The organism is Actinoallomurus purpureus, assembly GCF_024055795.1.
Taxonomy (GTDB): Bacteria; Actinomycetota; Actinomycetes; order Streptosporangiales; family Streptosporangiaceae; genus Actinoallomurus; species Actinoallomurus purpureus.
Genome location: NZ_JAMXMY010000011.1, coordinates 154,654 through 173,593, shown reverse-complemented (window position 1 = coordinate 173,593; position 18,940 = coordinate 154,654). Strand labels below are relative to the sequence as shown.

General features: G+C 70.4%; 17 protein-coding genes. 11 read left to right on the top strand and 6 right to left on the bottom strand.

Features of this window, described 5'->3' with window-relative positions; translation table 11 throughout:
- Nucleotides 1-38 precede the first annotated feature (38 nt).
- Nucleotides 39-1,571: an RtcB family protein gene (locus tag NE236_RS21675; RefSeq protein WP_252843879.1), complete on the bottom strand. Its 1,533-nt coding sequence runs from the start codon at nucleotides 1,569-1,571 to the stop codon at nucleotides 39-41.
- A 338-nt stretch (nucleotides 1,572-1,909) separates the two neighbouring features.
- Here NE236_RS21675 and NE236_RS21670 point away from each other — a divergent pair, with 338 nt between their 5' ends.
- Nucleotides 1,910-2,809 carry a sugar transferase gene (locus NE236_RS21670; RefSeq protein ID WP_252843878.1) on the top strand — a complete coding sequence of 300 codons (900 nt, stop codon included), beginning with the start codon at nucleotides 1,910-1,912 and terminating at the stop codon, nucleotides 2,807-2,809.
- 232 nt (nucleotides 2,810-3,041) lie between these two features.
- Complete coding sequence (locus NE236_RS21665) at nucleotides 3,042-4,298, top strand: amidohydrolase (protein WP_252843877.1); 1,257 nt, start codon at nucleotides 3,042-3,044, stop codon at nucleotides 4,296-4,298.
- A gap of 119 nt (nucleotides 4,299-4,417) precedes the next feature.
- On the opposite strand, the gene NE236_RS21660 is transcribed toward NE236_RS21665, so the two are convergent.
- Nucleotides 4,418-5,185: an IclR family transcriptional regulator gene (locus NE236_RS21660; RefSeq protein WP_252843876.1), complete on the bottom strand. Its 768-nt coding sequence runs from the start codon at nucleotides 5,183-5,185 to the stop codon at nucleotides 4,418-4,420.
- Between the two features lie 91 nt (nucleotides 5,186-5,276).
- On the opposite strand from NE236_RS21660, the gene hutH reads away from it, so the two are divergent.
- The 5 genes from hutH to NE236_RS21635 all read left to right on the top strand — a co-directional run bounded on the left by hutH (nucleotide 5,277) and on the right by NE236_RS21635 (nucleotide 12,372).
- On the top strand, nucleotides 5,277-6,830 hold the full coding sequence (hutH, locus tag NE236_RS21655) for a histidine ammonia-lyase (protein WP_252843875.1): 1,554 nt from the start codon (nucleotides 5,277-5,279) through the stop codon (nucleotides 6,828-6,830).
- 177 nt (nucleotides 6,831-7,007) lie between these two features.
- The gene (gene hutU, locus NE236_RS21650) at nucleotides 7,008-8,660 is read left to right on the top strand and encodes a urocanate hydratase (protein ID WP_252843874.1); all 1,653 of its coding nucleotides are present in this window, start codon (nucleotides 7,008-7,010) and stop codon (nucleotides 8,658-8,660) included.
- Between the two features lie 75 nt (nucleotides 8,661-8,735).
- Nucleotides 8,736-9,935, top strand: coding sequence for an allantoate amidohydrolase (locus NE236_RS21645; RefSeq protein ID WP_252843873.1), 1,200 nt, complete (start codon nucleotides 8,736-8,738; stop codon nucleotides 9,933-9,935).
- Complete coding sequence (locus NE236_RS21640; RefSeq protein ID WP_252843872.1) at nucleotides 9,932-11,257, top strand: formimidoylglutamate deiminase; 1,326 nt, start codon at nucleotides 9,932-9,934, stop codon at nucleotides 11,255-11,257. The genes NE236_RS21645 and NE236_RS21640 overlap by 4 nt, the downstream gene beginning before the upstream one ends.
- 59 nt (nucleotides 11,258-11,316) lie before the next feature.
- Entirely contained in the window at nucleotides 11,317-12,372 is a 1,056-nt protein-coding gene (locus NE236_RS21635; RefSeq protein WP_252843871.1) for a PDDEXK nuclease domain-containing protein, read from the top strand.
- Between the two features lie 27 nt (nucleotides 12,373-12,399).
- On the opposite strand, the gene NE236_RS21630 is transcribed toward NE236_RS21635, so the two are convergent.
- On the bottom strand, nucleotides 12,400-13,266 hold the full coding sequence (locus NE236_RS21630; protein WP_252843870.1) for an NAD(P)H-binding protein: 867 nt from the start codon (nucleotides 13,264-13,266) through the stop codon (nucleotides 12,400-12,402).
- A 94-nt stretch (nucleotides 13,267-13,360) separates the two neighbouring features.
- Here NE236_RS21630 and NE236_RS21625 point away from each other — a divergent pair, with 94 nt between their 5' ends.
- Nucleotides 13,361-13,942, top strand: coding sequence for a TetR/AcrR family transcriptional regulator (locus NE236_RS21625; protein WP_252843869.1), 582 nt, complete (start codon nucleotides 13,361-13,363; stop codon nucleotides 13,940-13,942).
- 195 nt (nucleotides 13,943-14,137) lie between these two features.
- A complete protein-coding gene (locus tag NE236_RS21620; protein WP_252843868.1) occupies nucleotides 14,138-14,536 on the top strand; it encodes a nuclear transport factor 2 family protein in 399 nt (132 codons plus the stop codon).
- Nucleotides 14,537-14,652: 116 nt separating this feature from the next.
- On the opposite strand, the gene NE236_RS21615 is transcribed toward NE236_RS21620, so the two are convergent.
- Nucleotides 14,653-14,883 (bottom strand): FAD-dependent monooxygenase, encoded by a 231-nt coding sequence (locus NE236_RS21615; protein WP_252843867.1) that lies wholly within the window; start codon nucleotides 14,881-14,883, stop codon nucleotides 14,653-14,655.
- A 294-nt stretch (nucleotides 14,884-15,177) separates the two neighbouring features.
- Between NE236_RS21615 and NE236_RS21610 the strand changes: the two genes are divergently transcribed.
- On the top strand, nucleotides 15,178-15,798 hold the full coding sequence (locus NE236_RS21610) for a matrixin family metalloprotease (RefSeq protein ID WP_252843866.1): 621 nt from the start codon (nucleotides 15,178-15,180) through the stop codon (nucleotides 15,796-15,798).
- A gap of 18 nt (nucleotides 15,799-15,816) precedes the next feature.
- Nucleotides 15,817-16,410: a hypothetical protein gene (locus NE236_RS21605; protein WP_252843865.1), complete on the top strand. Its 594-nt coding sequence runs from the start codon at nucleotides 15,817-15,819 to the stop codon at nucleotides 16,408-16,410.
- Between the two features lie 288 nt (nucleotides 16,411-16,698).
- Here NE236_RS21605 and NE236_RS21600 read toward each other — a convergent pair whose 3' ends face one another.
- Complete coding sequence (locus tag NE236_RS21600; protein ID WP_252843864.1) at nucleotides 16,699-17,745, bottom strand: nuclear transport factor 2 family protein; 1,047 nt, start codon at nucleotides 17,743-17,745, stop codon at nucleotides 16,699-16,701.
- A 160-nt stretch (nucleotides 17,746-17,905) separates the two neighbouring features.
- The gene (locus NE236_RS21595) at nucleotides 17,906-18,706 is read right to left on the bottom strand and encodes an alpha/beta fold hydrolase (protein ID WP_252843863.1); all 801 of its coding nucleotides are present in this window, start codon (nucleotides 18,704-18,706) and stop codon (nucleotides 17,906-17,908) included.
- Nucleotides 18,707-18,940 lie beyond the last annotated feature (234 nt).

The following is an 18,940-nucleotide window of genomic DNA, read 5'->3' as shown; positions in this document are numbered from 1 at the left end:
AGGTCCGACGACCGGCGTTCAACGGCAGGCCGCGGCGGTCAGCCCTTGACCGTCATGAGCGGGCGCAGCTCGACGACCGGGTCGGCGACCCCGGCTCCGCTCAGGCTCGAGATCACCGGACCGATGTCCTTGTAGACCCAGGGCGCCTCCTGTTTGAGGTCACGACGCCACGCGGCGATCACGTCCGACCGGCGGGTCACGGCCGGGTCCCGATGGTCGAGGGGCGTCACGACCCGGAAGTCCCGCAGGAAGGCGTCCAGGTCGGCATCGCTCCCGCGCGAGGCTGCACCGCGCGGCACCCGCCGGCCCGCGCCGTGGCAGGCGCTCGCCAGCGTCCGGGTGTTCCCGTGTCCCCGCAGCACGTAGCTGGCCGCGCCCATCGAACCCGGCACGATGACGGGCTCGCCCCACAGGGCGTACGGCCCGCCGGCCGCCTCGGCGTACCCGCCGGCCGGCGTGGCCCCCTTGCGGTGAACGACGTGCCCGTCGCCGGACGGCCACAGCAGGTTGTGCGGAGCGTCGTAGACCACATCGCCGGACAGTTCCCCGCACTCGGCGGCCAGCCCGCCCCGCAGCATGAGCGCCAGGAAGAGCCGGTTGCCGACCGCGAAGTTCGCCGCGTTGCCGAACGCGTCGAGGTAACGCCGCCGTGCGCCCTCGGATCGCTCGTCCATCAGCAGCGGCAGGATCCCGTTGTCGGGCAGGGGAACGCCGCGCGGCCACATCGCCCTCGCCTGCTCCAGCCCGGTCGCGCCGGCCTGGTGCCCCAGGGACAGCGAGCCGCTGTGGACCATCAGCACCACCTGCCCGAGGGAGAATCCCCAGGCGTACGCGGCCTGCCGGTCGTGGACGGCCGCGACGAACTGGAGTTCCGCGAAGTGGTTCCCGCCGCCGACGCCGCCGATGATGCTGTCGTAACTGGTGCCGCCCGCGCTGTCGATCCAGTCGCGGAAGGCGTCCGCGGTCGTGGTCGGGTACCGCGCGCAGTGAAGCCGCCCCGCGTCGGCGTCGCCCGGTCGCAGGGCCGACCACACGCCGTCGGCGACCGGCGCGCCGGCCGTCATCAGCCCGGGCAGACCGTCGCGCAGCAGCCCTTCACGCTGGACGCCGGACAGCGCGATGCGCCGGCCGCCCTCGAAGAACACGTGCCGGAGCCGCCGTTCGAGGGCGTCCAGGCGCGGGCGCACCTGGTCGACGGTCAGCGACGTCGTCTCCAGCCGCATGCCGCAGTTGATGTCGTTGCCGACCGCCTGGGGGATCAGCGCGCCACGGGTCCGCAGCACGGTGCCGATCGGGATTCCCGCACCTTTGTGCAGGTCGGGGGTGAGTACGACCCGGTCGAGGGCCGCGCCGGAGTGCCCGGTCGCGGCCGTGAGCCGCTCGAGCGTCTCCGCGGTCCGCAGCACCGTGAGGATCTCGTCGATGGCGCTGGACTCGACGGGGACGTCCGGTCCGGCGCAGATGTCGACGGGGATGTCCCACGGGTTGGGCAGGGTGAGCCAGTCGTCGTCGACGCGGACGAGCCGGGGGTCGTGGGAGGAAGCGGCGATCCGCCGCTTGGAGATGGTCATGATGCCTTCCTGGTGGCCGCTGATGCGAGGGCGTGGGTGAATGACGCCGCCATCCGGTGGATCGATGGCGCACGGGTCGCCGCCGGACCGGGTCCGGGGACGTGCTCCCCGGGTTCAGCAGCCGCAGGGTGAATCCACCGTAACGACCGAGATCGGCGTGTGTCGCCCCTTTTTTTGTACGGCGCGTTCATCGCGGCGGGGCGTGGCCGGACAGGCGGCGGGTGAGCTCCGCGGACACCTCCCGTACGCGACGGCGCGGCTGGGCGCCGAGATGCCCGGGTGCTTTTTGTGTGTGGCTTGCTGTTCGTCCCTGTGGTCGGACGGTACGGAGCGGAGGAGTGGGCACCGAAGTCAACGGTGCTCCAACAAACAAAATGAACACACGATCATTAGCGGCAGAGGACGCGATTCAGGCGATCGGGACTCTTCTGTCGGCACCGGTGAACGGGGAGCAGGTTTCTATCGGCCGGCTCTTCAACGCAGGCACCATCCCCGCGAAGGAGGGTGTCCAGGCGGTTCGTGACTTCCTTCACGCGCCGCAGATCAAGTGCGAGAAGAAGGGGATCGACTGGTTCCTCAGCGAGGAGAAGAGGCAGCTGGACCTGGAACTCTGCAAGGTCCTCGCGCCGCTCTTCCTCCCCGTCATCACCGCGGCGGCCTCGCTGATGGTGATCGAGGACGGAAGGCCGCCGTTCTTCACGCAGCAACGTGTCGGCAAGGGCGGTGTGCTGTTCGACATGTACAAGATCCGCACTATGTCCGACACGGACGGAACGGGTCCCAGTATGGGTCCCAGCGACTCGCGAAGGACCATGGTCGGAGGGCTGCTTGGTCGGCCGATCATCGACGAACTCGTGCAACTGTGGAACATCTGGTTGGGCCACATGACATTCTGCGCTTCCAGGGCGCTCGTGGAACGCGAGATCTTCCGCAATGAGGTGCCGTGTCGCGACGGCGAACTCGACCTCACCATGGAAGAGCTCCTCGGGCCGTGCGGGTTCGACGGGTGGTTCTGGAGGGGCTACGCGCTGATGCCGCCCGGGCTCGTCAGCCCGTTCGGCAACGTGAGCGTCTGGATCCCGAAGGGCCGCGACTATTTTCTGAAGCGGCGCGAACTGGACTGCTGGTACTTCGGGAGCGGGTGTCTGGAGCTGGACATGATGCTCCTGGAGACGAAGCTGAATCAGTCTCTCGCCGCTCTTCAGCAGTTCTGGATCCGTCCGCTGGGCCTCTCGTAGGGGCCACGAATCGGAGGGCACGGCCATCGGCCGTGCCCTCCTCTCCTTCACCGTGCGTTTCCCTTCCAGCGGCCGTCCAGGACACGACGGCGGGCTTCCCGGTCTGCCCACGGCCGCTTTGACCAGCAGTGCCGCTCCGTTTCGACCACGCACTTGCGTAGTCAATGTGAGTCCGGACCGTCTTGATGGTGGCGATCAAAAGACGCCACAGGGACAAACAAGAGGAGGACCCATGTCCACCATTGGAATGGGCAAAGACACGCTCGGCCGTGAACCCCTGGAGGGGCGTATCGGCGGGCTCAGTGCAGCCGAGCTGAGGCGGCGGCTCGACCTGTCCGAGACCGATCGGCAGATGCTGGTCGCGTTTCGCCGGGACGTGCACGCCTACCCGGAGGTCGGGTTGCAGGCACCCCGTACCCTGAGCTGCATCACCGACCGGCTGAAAATGGCCGGGCTCCAGCCGCGGATCCTGCCCGGGGGAGCCGGGCTGATCTGCGACATCGGCCCGGCGACGGGTCCAATGATCGCGTTGCGCGCCGACGTCGACGCGCTGCCCCTGCAGGACGTGAAGGACGTACCGTACGCTTCGACCGTCCCAGGTGCGGCGCACGCCTGCGGCCACGACGTCCACACCACCGTCGTGCTGGGGGCAGGTCTCGTCCTGGCCGAGCTGGACAAGTCCGGGCTGTTGCCCGGTCCGGTCCGGCTGCTCTTCGAGGTTGGAGAGGAAACCGGCAAGGGTGCGCGCAAAGTGATCGCCGCCGGCGGTCTCCGCGGTGTGCGCCGCATCTTCGGGCTCCACTGTGACCCGAAGAACGATGCCGGACGGGTCGGCCTGCGCGTCGGCCCGATCACGGGGTCCATGGACTTCGTGAAGGTGCGGATCACCGGGCCGGGTGGGCACACCTCGCGGGTGCACCTGACCCGCGACGTGGTGTCCGCACTGGGCGAGGCTGCGCTCAAGCTGCCTTGGGTGCTGTCCCGGCGGATCGACGCCCGCGCCGCCTACACACTGGTCTGGGGCCGGATGGAGTCCGGAACGGTCGCGAACGCGATTCCCGAATGGGGAGAGCTCAAAGGCACGTTCCGGAGCCTGAACGAGGCTGCGTACGGTCTCGGGCTGGACCTGATGGACGACGCGCTGAAGTCCGTGGAGATCACCTACGGTGTCAAGGCGGAACTGGAGACCGAAAGCGTCGTCTGTCCCGTCGTGAACGAGTCGGCGAGCGTGCAGATGCTCCGGTCCGCGGTCGAGTGGACGGGGGCCGAGGAATACCCCGCTGAGGTGAGCCTGGGTGGGGAGACGTTCGGCGACTACCTGAACGAGGGGGTCGCGGGCGCCTTCGCCCGCCTGGGTGTGCGTCCCCTGGGATCCACGGAGGCGCTCGACCTGCACCGCGGCGACTTCGACGCTGACGAGGGAGCCATCAAGGTCGGCGTCGAACTCCTGGCGGCCACGGCGCTGACCGCGCACGGAGTGCTGGTCTGACCGTCGGCCGGCAGGCCGGTTAGCGATCAACGATCGCGCGCAATCGAAGGGCCCGGCTCATGCCGGGCCCTTCTTTTGGTGCGCCCGATGTGAGCGGTGCCGGGCATGGTCGACGGTGATCAGCCGGGGGCGTGGCCACCGAGGCGGCGGGTGAGCTCTGCCGCGGCCTCCCGTACGCGGGCGGCGAGGTCCGGCCACTCCGCCTCGTCGCGGGTCTCTCGGCGGAACGTCACGGTGATCGCGGCGGCCGGGCGGCCGACGTGGTCGAAGCTGCACGCGGCGATGCTGGCGAAGCCCTCGGTCACGTGCCCGTCCTCGAACGCCCAGCCGCGCCGCGCGTCCTCGGCGAGCAGCCGCCGCAGCTCGCGCAGCGACCGCGGCCCGGCTCCGGTGCGGTCGACGAACTCTCCGGGGAACAGCGCCCGCACCTGCGCGGCGGGAAGGTGGGCCAGCATCGACCGGCCGCTGGCGGTGAGGTACGCCGGCAGCCGTACGCCCACGTCCGTGACGAGCGTCGCGTGGTGCCGGGGCTGCTCCTTCAGCAGGTAGAGCGTCTCCGCGCCGTGCAGCACTCCGAGCTGGCCGATCTCGCCGAGCCGGTCCACCAGGCGGACGAGCAGCGGCCGGGCCAGGCGTTCGAGCGGCCCCTGCCGCAGGTACGCCGAGCCGATCTCGAACGCCGTCACGCCCAGGCCCCACAGCCGGTCCTCGGGAAGGTAGGTGACGAAACCGTCCTCGGCCATCGCGGTGAGCAGGTGGTACGTGCTCGACCGCGGCAGGGAGAGCTCCCGGGCGATGGCGGACGCGGCGAGCGGCCGGGCCGAGGACGCCAGCAGGCGCAGGACGGCCAGCGCGCGCCGCGCCGCGGGGACCTGCTCGGCGGCCATTCCCACCTCCCTCAGGTCAGAGTCTCGCATTCCAGACACCACCACCGGCCCCGGCCCCCCGGCACGCCGACCGGTCGAGTCCAATAGAAGTATGGAAACGACCAATGGTGTGGGTGTCGACGTCGGGGTGGGGCCGCTCGCCTTCGACGAGGTCGTGGCCGTCGCCCGCCACGGCGCGCGGGTCGCGCTGACCGATGAGGCCCTCAAGGCGATCGCCACCGCGCGGGCGCACGTCGACGAGCTCGCCGCCCGGCCGACGCCCGCGTACGGCATCTCGACCGGCTTCGGCGCGCTGGCCACCCGGCACATCCATGAGGACCTGCGGGCGAAACTCCAGCTCAACATCGTCCGCTCGCACGCCGCCGGCTCCGGGCCGGAGGTGGAGGCGGAGGTCGTCCGGGCGATGATGCTGCTGCGTCTCAGCACGCTCGCCACCGGGCGTACGGGCGTGCGGCCGGTGACCGCCGAGACCCTCGCCGCCCTGCTCAACGCCGGGATCACGCCCGTCGTGTACGAGTACGGCAGCCTCGGCTGCTCCGGCGACCTGGCGCCGCTCTCGCACGTGGCCCTCGCCCTGATCGGCGAGGGCGAGGTCCGCGACGCCGAGGGGCGGCTGCGTCCCGCCGCCGAGGTGCTCGCCGAGGCGGGCATCGCGCCGCTGAACCTCGTCGCCAAGGAGGGCCTCGCCCTGCTCAACGGCACCGACGGCATGCTCGGCATGCTCGTGCTGGCCATCGAGGACCTGCGCCTGCTCCTCAAGGCGGCCGACGTCGCCGCCGCGATGAGCGTCGAGGCGCAGCTCGGCACCGACCGGGTCTTCGCCGCCGACCTTCAGGAGCTGCGGCCGCACCCGGGCCAGGGCGTCAGCGCCGCCAACCTGCGGGCGCTGCTCGCCGACTCGGCCATCATGGAGTCGCACCGGGGCCCCGACTGCACGCGCGTGCAGGACGCGTACTCGCTGCGCTGCTCACCGCAGGTGCACGGCGCCGCCCGCGACACCCTCGAGCACGCCGCCCTGGTCGCCTCGCGGGAGCTGGCCTCCGCCGTCGACAACCCGGTCGTGCTGCCGGACGGGCGGGTCGAGTCCAACGGCAACTTCCACGGCGCGCCCGTCGCGTACGTCCTGGACTTCCTCGCCATCCCGGTCGCGGACGTCGGCTCGATCTCCGAACGCCGGACCGACCGGATGCTCGACCCCGCCCGGTCGCACGGGCTGCCGGCGTTCCTCGCCGACGACCCCGGTGTGGACTCCGGTCACATGATCGCGCAGTACACCCAGGCGGGCATCGTCTCGGAGCTGAAGCGGCTCGCGGTCCCGTCCAGCGTCGACTCGATCCCCAGCTCCGCCATGCAGGAGGACCACGTCTCGATGGGCTGGAACGGGGCGCGCAAGCTGCGGCGGGCCGTCGACGGCCTCACCCGCGTCGTCGCCATCGAGATCCTCACCGCCGCCCGCGCGCTCGACCTGCGGGCCCCACTGCGCCCCGGCCCGGCCACCGGCGCCGTCGTCGCCGCCCTGCGCTCCCGGGTGCCCGCCCCCGGACCGGACCGCTACCTCGCCCCCGAGATCGCCGCCGCCGTCGACCTCGTCCGCGACGGCTCCCTCGTCGCCGCCGCCGAATCCGTCACCGGCCCGCTGGCCTAGGGGGTGTCCGGTGGATCTCCGTCCGGCTGCGCGGCGTCCAGAGCGCGCCTCGCGGCGTTGTCGTCGGTCGGCAGCCAACACCAGGCTGCCTCCCTCCTCCGCCTTGCGAGGCACACTCTGGACGCCGCTCGCTACGAACAAGATCCACCGGACACCCCCTCGAAGGAGATGCACACCATGGGTCCTCGCCCCGTCCGCGCCCCGCGCGGTACGACGCTCAGCGCCAAGGGCTGGCAGCAGGAGGCCGCCCTGCGCATGCTCATGAACAACCTCGACCCGGAGGTGGCCGAGCACCCCGACGAGCTCATCGTGTACGGGGGATCCGGCCGGGCGGCGCGCTCGTGGGACGCCTTCGACGCGATGGCCCGCTCGCTGCGCTCCCTCGAGGCCGACGAGACGCTGCTCGTGCAGTCCGGCAAGCCGGTCGGTGTCATGCGCACCCACGAGTGGGCGCCGCGCGTGCTCATCGCCAACTCCAACCTCGTGCCGCAGTGGGCGACGTGGGAGGAGTTCCGGCGGCTCGAGGCGCTCGGACTCACGATGTACGGCCAGATGACCGCCGGGTCGTGGATCTACATCGGCACCCAGGGCATCCTGCAGGGCACGTACGAGACGTTCGCGGCGGTGGCCGCCAAGCGGTTCGGCGGCTCCCTCGCCGGCACCATCACGCTCACCGCCGGGCTCGGCGGCATGGGCGGCGCGCAGCCGCTCGCCGTCACCATGAACGGCGGCGTCGCGATCTGCGTCGAGTGTGACCCCTCCCGCATCGACCGCCGTGTCGAGCACCGGTACTGCGACGTGCGCGTGGACGACCTCGACGAGGCGCTGCGGCTGGCCGTGGAGGCCCGCGACGCCCGGCGTCCGCTGTCCATCGGCCTGCTCGGCAACGCCGCCGACATCGTGCCGCGGCTGCTGGAGACGGGCGCGCCGATCGACGTCGTCACGGACCAGACGTCGGCGCACGACCCGCTGAGCTACCTGCCGCGCGGCGTCGCCTTCGAGGACATGGCCGACAAGCGTGCCAAGGACCCCGAGGGCTTCACCACCCGGGCACGCGAGTCGATGGCCACGCACGTCGAGGCCATGGTCGGCTTCCAGGACGCCGGCGCGGAGGTCTTCGACTACGGCAACTCCATCCGCGGTGAGGCGCAGCTCGCCGGGTACTCCCGCGCGTTCGACTTCCCCGGCTTCGTCCCCGCCTACATCCGGCCGCTGTTCTGCGAGGGCAAGGGCCCGTTCCGCTGGGCGGCGCTGTCCGGTGACCCGAAGGACATCGCCCGTACGGACAAGGCGATCCTCGACCTGTTCCCCGAGAACGAGCCCCTCTCCCGCTGGATCCGCATGGCGCAGGAGAAGGTGCACTTCCAGGGCCTGCCCGCGCGGATCTGCTGGCTCGGCTACGGCGAACGCGACCGGGCCGGCCTGGAGTTCAACAAGCTGGTCGAGACCGGTGAGATCAGCGCCCCGATCGTCATCGGCCGCGACCACCTCGACTCCGGCAGCGTCGCCTCGCCGTACCGCGAGACCGAGGGCATGGCCGACGGCTCCGACGCGATCGCCGACTGGCCACTGCTGAACGCCCTGGTCAACGCCTCGTCGGGCGCGTCGTGGGTGTCGATCCACCACGGCGGCGGCGTCGGCATCGGCCGGTCCATCCACGCCGGGCAGGTGTCGGTCGCCGACGGCACACCGCTCGCGGCGCAGAAGCTGGAGCGGGTGCTGACCAACGACCCGGGGATGGGCGTCATCCGGCACGTCGACGCCGGGTACGACCGCGCCGCCGACGTCGCGGCCGAGCGCGGCGTCCGCGTCCCGATGAACGAGCAGTAGACCGATCCCTGCGCTCCGCTCGCCTCCCGTCGGCATGGGATGGTGAGCGGAGCGGCGCCTGCGTGAGGAGAGGCAATGCGCTATGAAGCGATGTGGCGGGACCTGCTCCCGATCGGGCATGTCTCCGGGGGTGGCCACCGGCGGTTCTCCTGGACGGCGGCCGACCGGGAGTGCCGCGCCTGGTTCACCGAGGAGGCGCACCGCCGGGGGCTGACCCTCGAGCAGGACCGCAACGGCAACCTCTTCGCCTGGTGGGACGTTCCCGGAGGCGCCGCTCGCCGGGACGCCGTGCTGACCGGCAGCCACCTGGACTCGGTGCCCGACGGCGGTGCGTTCGACGGGCCGCTCGGCGTCGTGTCGGCGCTCGCCGCGATCGACCTCCTGCGCGAGCGCGGCGTGGCCCCGGCCCGGCCGCTCGGCGTCGCCGTCTTCGCCGAGGAGGAGGGCGCCCGGTTCGGTGTCGCCTGCCTCGGCTCCCGCCTGCTGACCGGCGCCATCGACCCGGTACGGGCACGTGGCCTGCGCGACGGCGACGGCGTGACGTGGGCCGACGCCATGGCCGCCGACGGACACGACCCCGAGGCGATCGGACCCGACCCCGATCTCCTCGCCGGCATCGGCTGCTTCGTCGAGCTCCACGTCGAGCAGGGCCGGGCCCTCCAGACGCCCGTCGGGGTGGCGAGCGCGATCTGGCCGCACGGGCGCTGGCGGTTCGACTTCACCGGCCAGGGCAACCACGCGGGCACCACGCTCTTGCCGGACCGCCGGGACCCCATGCTGCCGTTCGCGCACACCGTGCTGGCCGCCCGCGACGCCGCCGCCCGGCACGAGGCGGTCGCGACCATGGGCAAGGTCCGCGTCACTCCGAACGGCGTCAACGCGATCCCGTCCGCCGTCCAGGCCTGGCTCGACACCAGGGCGCCGGACGACGCCGCCGTCCGCGCGACCGTCGCGGACATCCGCGCCGCCGCCGAGAAGGCCGCCGGCGAGCACGGCGTCGGGGTGACCCTGGCCGAGGAGTCCTACACCGAGGTCGTGGACTTCCGCACCGAACTGCGCGACCGGCTCGTCACGACGCTCGGCGGAGCGCCCGTCCTGCCGACCGGCGCCGGGCACGACGCGGGCATCCTGTCGGCGCACGTCCCCACCGCGATGCTGTTCGTCCGTAACCCCACGGGCGTCTCGCACGCGCCCGAGGAGCACGCCGAGACCGGCGACTGCCTCGCCGGGGTCGAGGCGCTCGCCGCCGTCCTGGAGAATCTGATCACCTCATGAGACTGCACGCCGAACACGCCTGGCTCGGCGACCGCGTCGCCGCCGACGTCCTCATCGAGATCGCGGGGGAGCGGCTCGTCCGGGTCACCCCCGGAGTGCCCGCGCCGCCGGACGCCGAACGCCTGCCCGGCCTCACGCTGCCCGGCATGGCCGACGTGCACTCCCACGCGTTCCACCGGGCGCTGCGCGGACGGGTACAGGCGGGCCGGGGCGACTTCTGGACCTGGCGCACCCACATGTACGAGGTCGCGGCGCGGCTCGACCCCGACTCCTACCTCGCGCTGGCCAGGGCGGTGTACGCCGAGATGGCCCTGGCCGGGATCAGCTGCGTCGGCGAGTTCCACTACCTCCACCACGGCCCGGGCGGCACCCCGTACGCCGACCCGAACGCCTTCGGCGAGGCCCTGCTGCAGGCCGCCCGCGAGGCAGGCATCCGGATCACGTTGCTCGACGCCTGCTACCTGACCGGCGGCATCGGCAAGGACCTGGAAGGCCCGCAGCTGCGCTTCGGCGACGGCACCGCCGACGCGTGGGCCGAACGAGTCTCGGAGCTGCGCGCCGACGACCACGCGCGGATCGGCGCGGCCATCCACTCCGTACGGGCCGTCCCCGGCGACCAGATCCGGACCGTCGCCCAGTGGGCCCGGCAGCGCCGCGCGCCGCTGCACGTCCACCTGTCCGAGCAGCCCGCCGAGAACGAGGCGTGCCTGGAGACGTACGGCGTGACGCCCACCCGGCTGCTGGCCGACCAACGCGCGCTCGGCGGCCGGACCGTCGCCGTCCACGCCACCCACCTCACCGCCGACGACATCGGCCTGCTCGGCGCCAGCCAGAGCGGCGTGTGCATGTGCCCGACCACCGAACGCGACCTCGCCGACGGCATCGGGCCCGCACGTGAGCTGGTCGCGGCCGGGTCTCCGCTCTCGCTCGGCTCCGACCAGCACGCGATGATCGACCTGTTCGAGGAGGCCCGCGCGGTCGAACTCGACGAACGCCTCCACACCCGCAGGCGCGGCAACTGGACGGCCGGCGAGCTCCTGGCCGCCGCGACCTGCAACGGCCACTCGGCGCTCGGCTGGCCCGAGGCGGGCCGCATCGAACCCGGCTCGTACGCCGACCTGGTGACCGTCGACCTGGACTCCGTACGCCTGGCCGGCGCCGCCCCCGGCCACCTCGCCGAGTCGGTCGTCTTCGCCGCCTCCCCGGCCGACGTCCGCCACGTCATGGTCTCCGGAAAGCAGATCGTCCGCGACGGCCACCACTGCCTCATCGACGACGTCCCCCGCGCCCTGACCGCCGCGATCGCCGGCGTGACCCGCTGACTCGCTCGTTCTTTCGAATCGCCGAGCGAGATGTCAGCGCGGATCACTACGGTGTGTACATGTCTCGTCGCGTATCGACAACGAACGGCCCGATTCCAGACGGCTACCTCGACCTGCTCGACGACATCAAGCGCGAGATCACGACGGCCCGCCTCCGCACGGCCTTGGCCGTCAACGCGGAGATGATCGAGCTTTACTGGCGCATCGGGCGCCTGATCCTCGACCGCCAACGCGACAAGGGCTGGGGAGCCAAGGTGGTGCAACGTCTCTCCGTGGACCTGAAGACCGCGTACCCGCACCTTCGCGGGTTCTCGCCGACGAACCTTCGCTACATGCGGGCGTTCGCCGCTGCGTGGCCGGAGATCTTCCAACAGGCTGTTGGAAGAATTCCGTGGGGCCATATCGTTGTGCTCCTCGACCAGGTCGATGACCGCACAGACCGGGACTTCTACGCCGCCCGGGTCGTCGAGGAGGGCTGGTCGCGGAACATCCTCATCAACATGATCAAGGCGCGGGTCCATGAGCGCGTCGGTGCGGGGCCGACGACGTTCGCCGAGACCGTGCCGCTGGAGCAGCGTGAGGCCGTCCAGCAGATGGTCCGCGACCCGTACATCATCGACTGGATCGGCGACGCGCCCAAGCACGAGCGCGACCTCGAAGACCGGCTCGTCGCGCACATCGCCAACTTCCTGCAGGAACTCGGCACGGGGTTCGCGTTCGTCGGGCGGCAGTACTGCCTGCTGGTCGATGGCGACGAGTTCTTCTGCGACCTCCTCTTCTACAACTTCCGTCTGCGCCGCTTCGTCGTCATCGAGCTGAAGATCGGCAAGTTCCTTCCGGAGGCCGCCGGCAAGCTGACGTTCTACGTCAACGCCATCGATCAGCAGCTTCGCGACCCGGTGCATGACGAGCCGACGATCGGCATCCTTCTCGTCGCCCAGCGGAATGACGCCGTCGTCGACCTGACTCTGAAGACCATGTGCTCGCCGCTGGCGGTGAGCACGTATGAGTACGGCGCACTGCCGGCGGAGGTCCGGGCAGCGTTGCCCACGGAGGCTCAGCTGGCGCATACCGTCGCCGACGCGCTGGCCGACGAAGAGGCTTCGGACTCGTGAGAGAGCGGATCGCCCGCCGTCTGGGCCTCAGGGGAGTCGAGCCTGCCGGACCGCGTCGAGGGAGGAGGTCGCCGGTCTGTGCAGCAGGTCCGCCAGGTCGGGGCGGGGTGTGCCGGCCCATCCGGAGCGGAAGGCGGCGTAGTAGGCGATCAGCATCTCGATCGCCTGCGCCGGCCACCCGGCCGCCGCCCACTGGGCGCGGCACTCTTCCTCCGAGGTCGGGCGGTAGTGGATGTCCCGACCGGCCAGCGTGCTCGCGAGAGACGCCAGATCATGCCAGTTGATCGAGTTCGGGCCGGTCAGCTCATAGGTTCGCCCGTCGTGCCCCTCCTCGATGAGGACGTTGGCGGTCGCCTCTGCGAGATCCGTGACCGCCGCCGGGGTGGCGCGGGCATCGCCGGCCGGTGCGGTGAGGGTGCCGGTGTCCTGTGCGGACCGGACGTCGCGGGCGAGGGATGCCGCCATCCCGAACGTCATGCGCAGGATCGTCCAACCGGCACCAGATGTGGCGACCAGCTTCTCGGCCGCGGTGAAGTCGCTGATGAAGTCGAGTGGACAGCGGTCGAGGTCCTGCCAGCTGGTGAACACGACGCGGCCGGCGCCGGCGGCTTGCGCGGTGTCGATGGCGGCCGCCTGCTGCCGGGCCCGCGTCTCGGATGCGGTGCCGTAGTTGGTGGCGTTGATCAAAACCGTTGAGGCCCCGGCGAAGGCGTCGCGGAGCGTCTCGGGGTGGTCGAAGTCCCCGCGCCGTACCCGGACGCCCTGGTCGGAGAGCCGGGTCGACTGGGCGGGGTCGCGGACGCTGACGGCCAGCTCGTCGGCCGGCATTCGCGCCAGGAGACGGTCGATGACGAGGCGGCCGAAGTGGCCGTTCGCACCGGTTACCACGATCATGAGCTCTCCCACATGGGTCGACTAAAGTGGGGCGTGCGCCCCGGTTAGGAATATACGGGGCGAGCGCCCCGTTTACAACGGATCTGAGGGAGTCATGCCGGACGACACATCAGCCGACGCCCGGAAACGCAGGCCGCCGCGCGCGGACGCGCTCCGGAACAGGCAGCGGGTCCTGTCCGCCGCCCGCGAGGCCTTCGCCGCCGAGGGGCCGTCGGTCAGCCTCGACGACATTGCTCGTCGTGCGGGCGTGGGCGCAGGCACGGTGCACCGTCATTTTCCGACCAAGGACGAGCTGCTCAAGGCGGTCATCGTCGACCGGTTGGAGGAGCTGACGGTGGCCGCGCGGGGGTTCGTCGACGCCGCCGATCCGGGGCAGGCGTTCTTCGCCTTCCTGCGGCAGTTGGCCGCCGAGTCGCGGCACAACCTCGCCGTCTCGGCGGCGCTGACCGACCCGTCGAACGTCGGCGACGTCCTCGAGGCCGGCCGTGGCCTGCAGGAGGCCGTGACGGTCCTCCTCTCCCGCGCGCAGGCGGCCGGAGCCGTCCGGCCGGACATCGACGCGGACGAGCTCCACGCGATCATCGCGGGGGCGCTTGCCATGGAGCAGCGTCTCCCGCCCGGTTCTCAGGGCTTGGGCCTGACGGTCATCATCGACGGCCTGCGGGTGGTTGCCTGATCGCTGATCACGTGCGGGAGGTGGCGAGTCGAAGAGGGCTGGCAGCGGCCCCCGCAGCGCGTACGTCCTCTGTCGGCCGTTCGGCCGGGCTCTGTTCGAGCCTGGGCTCGCCTCGACAAGCGGGGCGCACGCCCCGTATCTTCCTAATCGGGGCAAGCGCCCCGCTTACTGTTCGCGAGCTAAGAGGAGACGCCAATGCCCGCCATCGCCCCCCGCGCAGTCATCGAAACCCTGGTGTCCCTCACCGCCACGGGACCCACCGAGAAAATGGCCGACCTGTTCACCGAAGACGCGATCTTCGAGGCTCCGACCGCACCGCCCGGCGCGCCCGTGCGCGAGGTGGGGCGAGAGACGTTCCGGGCGCACCTGGCCGCCGGGGTGAAGATCCAGGAGTTCACCGGCATCGACCAGGTCACCATCCACGAGACGGCCGACGCCGAGGTCGTCATCACCGAATATCGGCTGCACGGCCGCAGGTTCACCACCGACGCCCTGTTCACCACCGACATCGTGATGATCACCAGAGTCCGGGACGGCCTGATCACCTGGATCCGTACCTACGCCCACGAGAATGCCGAACCGGCCGCCGCCTGACCCCGTACGGCCTGGCCGGCGCGCTCTGGCGAACGCTTCCCCGACCTTCGTTGAACAGCCGGCCTGCGACGATCTGGCTCCCACGCGCTGCGCAGTTGAGAGATCCGCCGAGCGTCTCATGCCGGCGTGCCGCGCGGCGCGGGGGGCGCCGGGGACGCCGGGGATCTATGCTCGTCCCGCCATGCGTATCCGGATATTGGGGCCGCTGCAGGTGCGGCGCGCGATCCGGTGTAGGGCTCCCGGTCGACGATCCGGAAGCCGACGCCACGGCGGGCGAGGTCACAGGCCAGGGTCAGGCCGGTCGGGCCGGCTCCGGCGATGAGCACATAGGTCTCTGTCTCATGCATGACGCCGACGATGGACCGGGCCGCTGTCATCCCACCGGCATCCCGCTGTCAGCACGCCGCCTGGAACAGTAGGCCGCTTGAGTTCCGGATTGCCATACGGTACCGTATGGTTGTCCATTCGCGCGGTACATGATTCGCTCATTCGTCCCCCTGGGAGCGAAGGTTCGGAAGAACGCACATTCTCCTTGGATTCGTTCGGGGTGTGATCCTTGCCGACCTGTGAAGGTGCATTCATTCGAACATGCGATGGTGATCATCGATCGCGTTTTCATCTAATTCTATAAAGGCGGGTAAATGCGACGACTCGCAAGCCTCGGAATGGCGGCTGCTGTGGCCGTTGCCCCCGTGGCCGTTGTAGCTATAACGGCCACACCGGCCCACGCGTACTGTCTCACCCAGATCAACCGCTGGAAGTACGACACCTACACCCTCTACGGCCGTACGACCATTCCAAGGTCCTGGGACGGCTCCATCAAGAACGCCACGCGCCAGTGGAACGGAATCAGGGGCTCCAAGCTGAAGTACGCCGGCCCCTACATGCGCAGCAATCTCCCGAACCCCGAGTACACGATCTCGCGGATCGACTTCGCCAGTGTCGGCCTTCCCGACGTGGCGGGGATTACGCTCGGGGTCAAGAAGGACAGGACGCACACCCGGCACTTCACCGCCGCCGTGGAGCTCAACAGCCGGTTCAAGTGGAACACGTCGGGCACCATGAACCAGGGGCGGCGCAAGACCGACGTCTGGACCGTCGCCGTGCACGAGATGGGTCACGCCAGCGGCCTGTCCCACCCGTGGGCATGCGACGGTGGCGCCATGACGAAGGCGGAGAAGGCCAGCGTGATGAATGTCACGTGGACGAAGAAGCGGTACCCGAATTCGGACGACAAGGCCGGAATAGCTAAGCTCTACTGAGGAGACGGGAACTCACATATGAAGCGGTTCATCATCATCGGCGGGTGCGCCGCCGTGACCGCCTTTGGCGTGGGCACCGGCTACGCGGTCGTCAGCGGTCAGCCTCCGAAGCCGGTCACGCAGACGACGACCCATATCGACGGGTTCGAATTGAGCGACGACGCCACGAGCGCCGTTCAATTCAGCGGTAACTCGGAGGTCTTCGACGCCGTCGTCAACGGCTCCGGACCGGCGCGTCACGTGGTCCGGCACCTCGCCGGCGGCAGCACAATCGACTACGTCTACACGCCGATCCAGGTTCGCGTCGAGCGCGTTTACAAGGGCACAGCCGTGAAGGCGGGCGACGTCGTCACGATCCGCGCCCTCGGAGGTGCCACGCAGACCAATAAGACGGTGAGTGAACTCGGGCCCGCACCGTCCAGCTTCACCCCTGGCCTGCGGCTCGCGCTGTTCACCCAGCCGATGGTCGACGCCGGCGACGGGCTCCGCGCCCTCACGCCGAACTTCTCCTTCGCCTACGACGCCAAGGGCCGGCAGGTCCGCAGCCTGAAGACTCCGGCGAAGGTCAGCAGCGCCACCGTTCTCCGGCAGCGGCTGGCCCGGCTCCGGTAGGAATCCGCGATCGGCCGAGGGTGGCCGCCACGCATGCCGTGGCGGCCACCCTCGACGCGTCTCGTGGTCGTCGCCGTCGACGCGCTGGTCGCGCAGCTGCCGGGTGTCGCGGCGGGCGAAAGGCCCGTCGTCTTAGCCACCTCGCGGATGGTCGCCCGCTTACGTTGCTGCTGCGCCACTCGAGCCGCCGGACCATCCCTCACAGCATCCTGAACATTGATCAGATGCCCGCTGAGCCCTGGGAGGGGCGGGCGGCCTGTGCTTCCGTGCCCAGGTCGCCCGACGCGGTCAGCTGAAGAACGGGTCGTCCACGACGTGAACCCAGCCGCCGTCCGGCTGGCGTCGGAGGATCTCGGTGGTGGTGGAGACCACCGGCTCCGGTCCGACCCCGGTGAGGATGGCGTTGTTCGACACCAGGGCGACGTCGTCGACCTGTCGGATCTCGCGCGGTTCGAGCTTGAGGCGGGCACCGCTGTCGACCATCTGCTGCATGGCCTTGCGGATGGCGTCCGTGCCCACCAGGTGGGTTCCGGGAGTGGGGACGAAGTGGGCGTTCGGCTCGTAGAGCGACACCAGACCCTCGATGTCACCGGCCTCCAGGTACTCCATGAACAAGGTCCCCACCTGCTGGGGCGTCTCGGCGCGGCGCCGGGCGGTGACGCCGACCGGCTTGTCGCCCCAGCCGGCCGCGGCGATCAGGTCGTACCAGCTGGGATAGGCACCGTAGGGCAGGTGGCGACGCAGCAGGTCGCCCAGGAAGGTCGTCGGGGGCGCCTTGTGGGGCTTGATCTTGGCCTGGGTGATGATGGCGTCGCTGAACCCGTAGGCCAGGTCCTGACGCGGCAGCAGGGCGTGCACTTCGTCGGCGAGGCCGGGCGGAAGGCTCTCACGCTGGACTCCGAGGATGTCGGTGGCGATACCCGCCTGGGCCAGCGCCACCTCCGTGCCCTTCCGCGAGGCGATGCCGTCCGAGGTGTGCAGAGCGATGGCGTCCCAGGCGACGGCGATACGCCGTTCCTCGACACCACGCTCGCGCAGGAATGCCGCTGCGATGTCGGCGCCGTCGACTTCGAAACGCTGGTCGCCGTTGCCCTCCTCGCTCAGTCCCATGTCGTGCAGGACGCAGCTGACGAACAGCAGTTCGTCGTCGTAGTCGGTACCGGCGCGCAGACCCTGGTTCTGGGCATGGGCACGGGCGAAGACGTAGCTGCGGACGCAGTGATCGTGAATGAAGGCAGGCGTGGCCTGTGCCGCATAGGCGTATGTGTCCCGGGCGAGGCTCGTGTCGGGGAGGTCGAGCTGCTCGAAGGCGGACGGGTGTGCGTCGGTGGTCATGATGTGTCTCCTTCATTTGGGCTGGGCCCCGGTCCGGGGCAGATCGGCACGGTGGCCGGGCGGCGTGCTCACGCGTGCCGGGTATGGGGGGTGCGGCTGCACGGCACGTGGAGCGACAGCCGATCGCCACACGGGGGGATGTGCGGCTGGAGTGCTGCGCTTACAGCTGGGCGACGAACGCGCCGATGTGCGCGGCCACCTGGTCGGGCACCTCAAGGGGCGAGAGGTGGCCGGTGTCCTTCAGGACGGTCAGCGTGGCGGTCGGGACCAGCGGCAGCAGGTGGTCGGCGAGCACGGTCGGCGGGTCGACCTTGTCGTGGCTGCCCGCGAGAACCAGCACCGGCACCTCGATGGCTGAGACGCCGGCCGACACGTCCTGGACCAGGCCCTGGCGCGGCCACTCGAGACGGGCCTCGTCGCCGCCGCGCAGACTGTCCTCGACCACCTGCCGGCGCAGCTCGGGAGTCAGCCCGCTGCGGGTCAGCATCAGGTCGATGCTCTGAAGAATCGCCTCCTCGTTGTCGTAGGCGTGGGAAACCGTCTCCTGCACCTGCTCGGTCACGCCGATCGGCGCGGGCGGCGCGGGCGCCACGAGGACGACTCCCCTCAGACCGGCGGGCTTGCGTGCGGCCAGCATCTGAGCCACCTTGCCGCCCATGGAATGCCCGACCAGCACATAGCGGGAGTATCCGAGCGCGTCAACGACCCGCTGCGCGTCGTCCGCGAGCTGCTCCAGGTCGTAAGGTCCCGGCACGCTCGTGGAGTCGCCCCATCCACGTTGGTCGTAGGCCACGAAGCCCTGCCCGGGATCCAGACGCTGCAGCACCGGGATCCAGGTGCGCCGTGAGCCTCCCCAGTAGTGCAGGAAGATCAGCGCCAGGCCGTCACCCTCACGGACGTGGGCGTACACCTGGCCGCCCTGCACGTCGAAGAAGCGGCCCACCACATTCTGCGAAGTCATTGCCGGCTCCTCGTCCACGGCCGGGGCTCTCGGGCCGCTCCACCGGTGTGTGGAGTCGGCTGCCCCCGCGCTCGCTCTTCGATCCTGCTCCGGGACCTCCCTTCCAGGCCACGGCTCATATGCCAGCATGCGCATCTTTTGGGCCAGAACGGTGCGGATGGGCCCTTGCTTTCCGGTCACACGATCAGCGGCTTGATCAGTGGATTTATCCCGGGAACATCCCTGGGTCAGGGC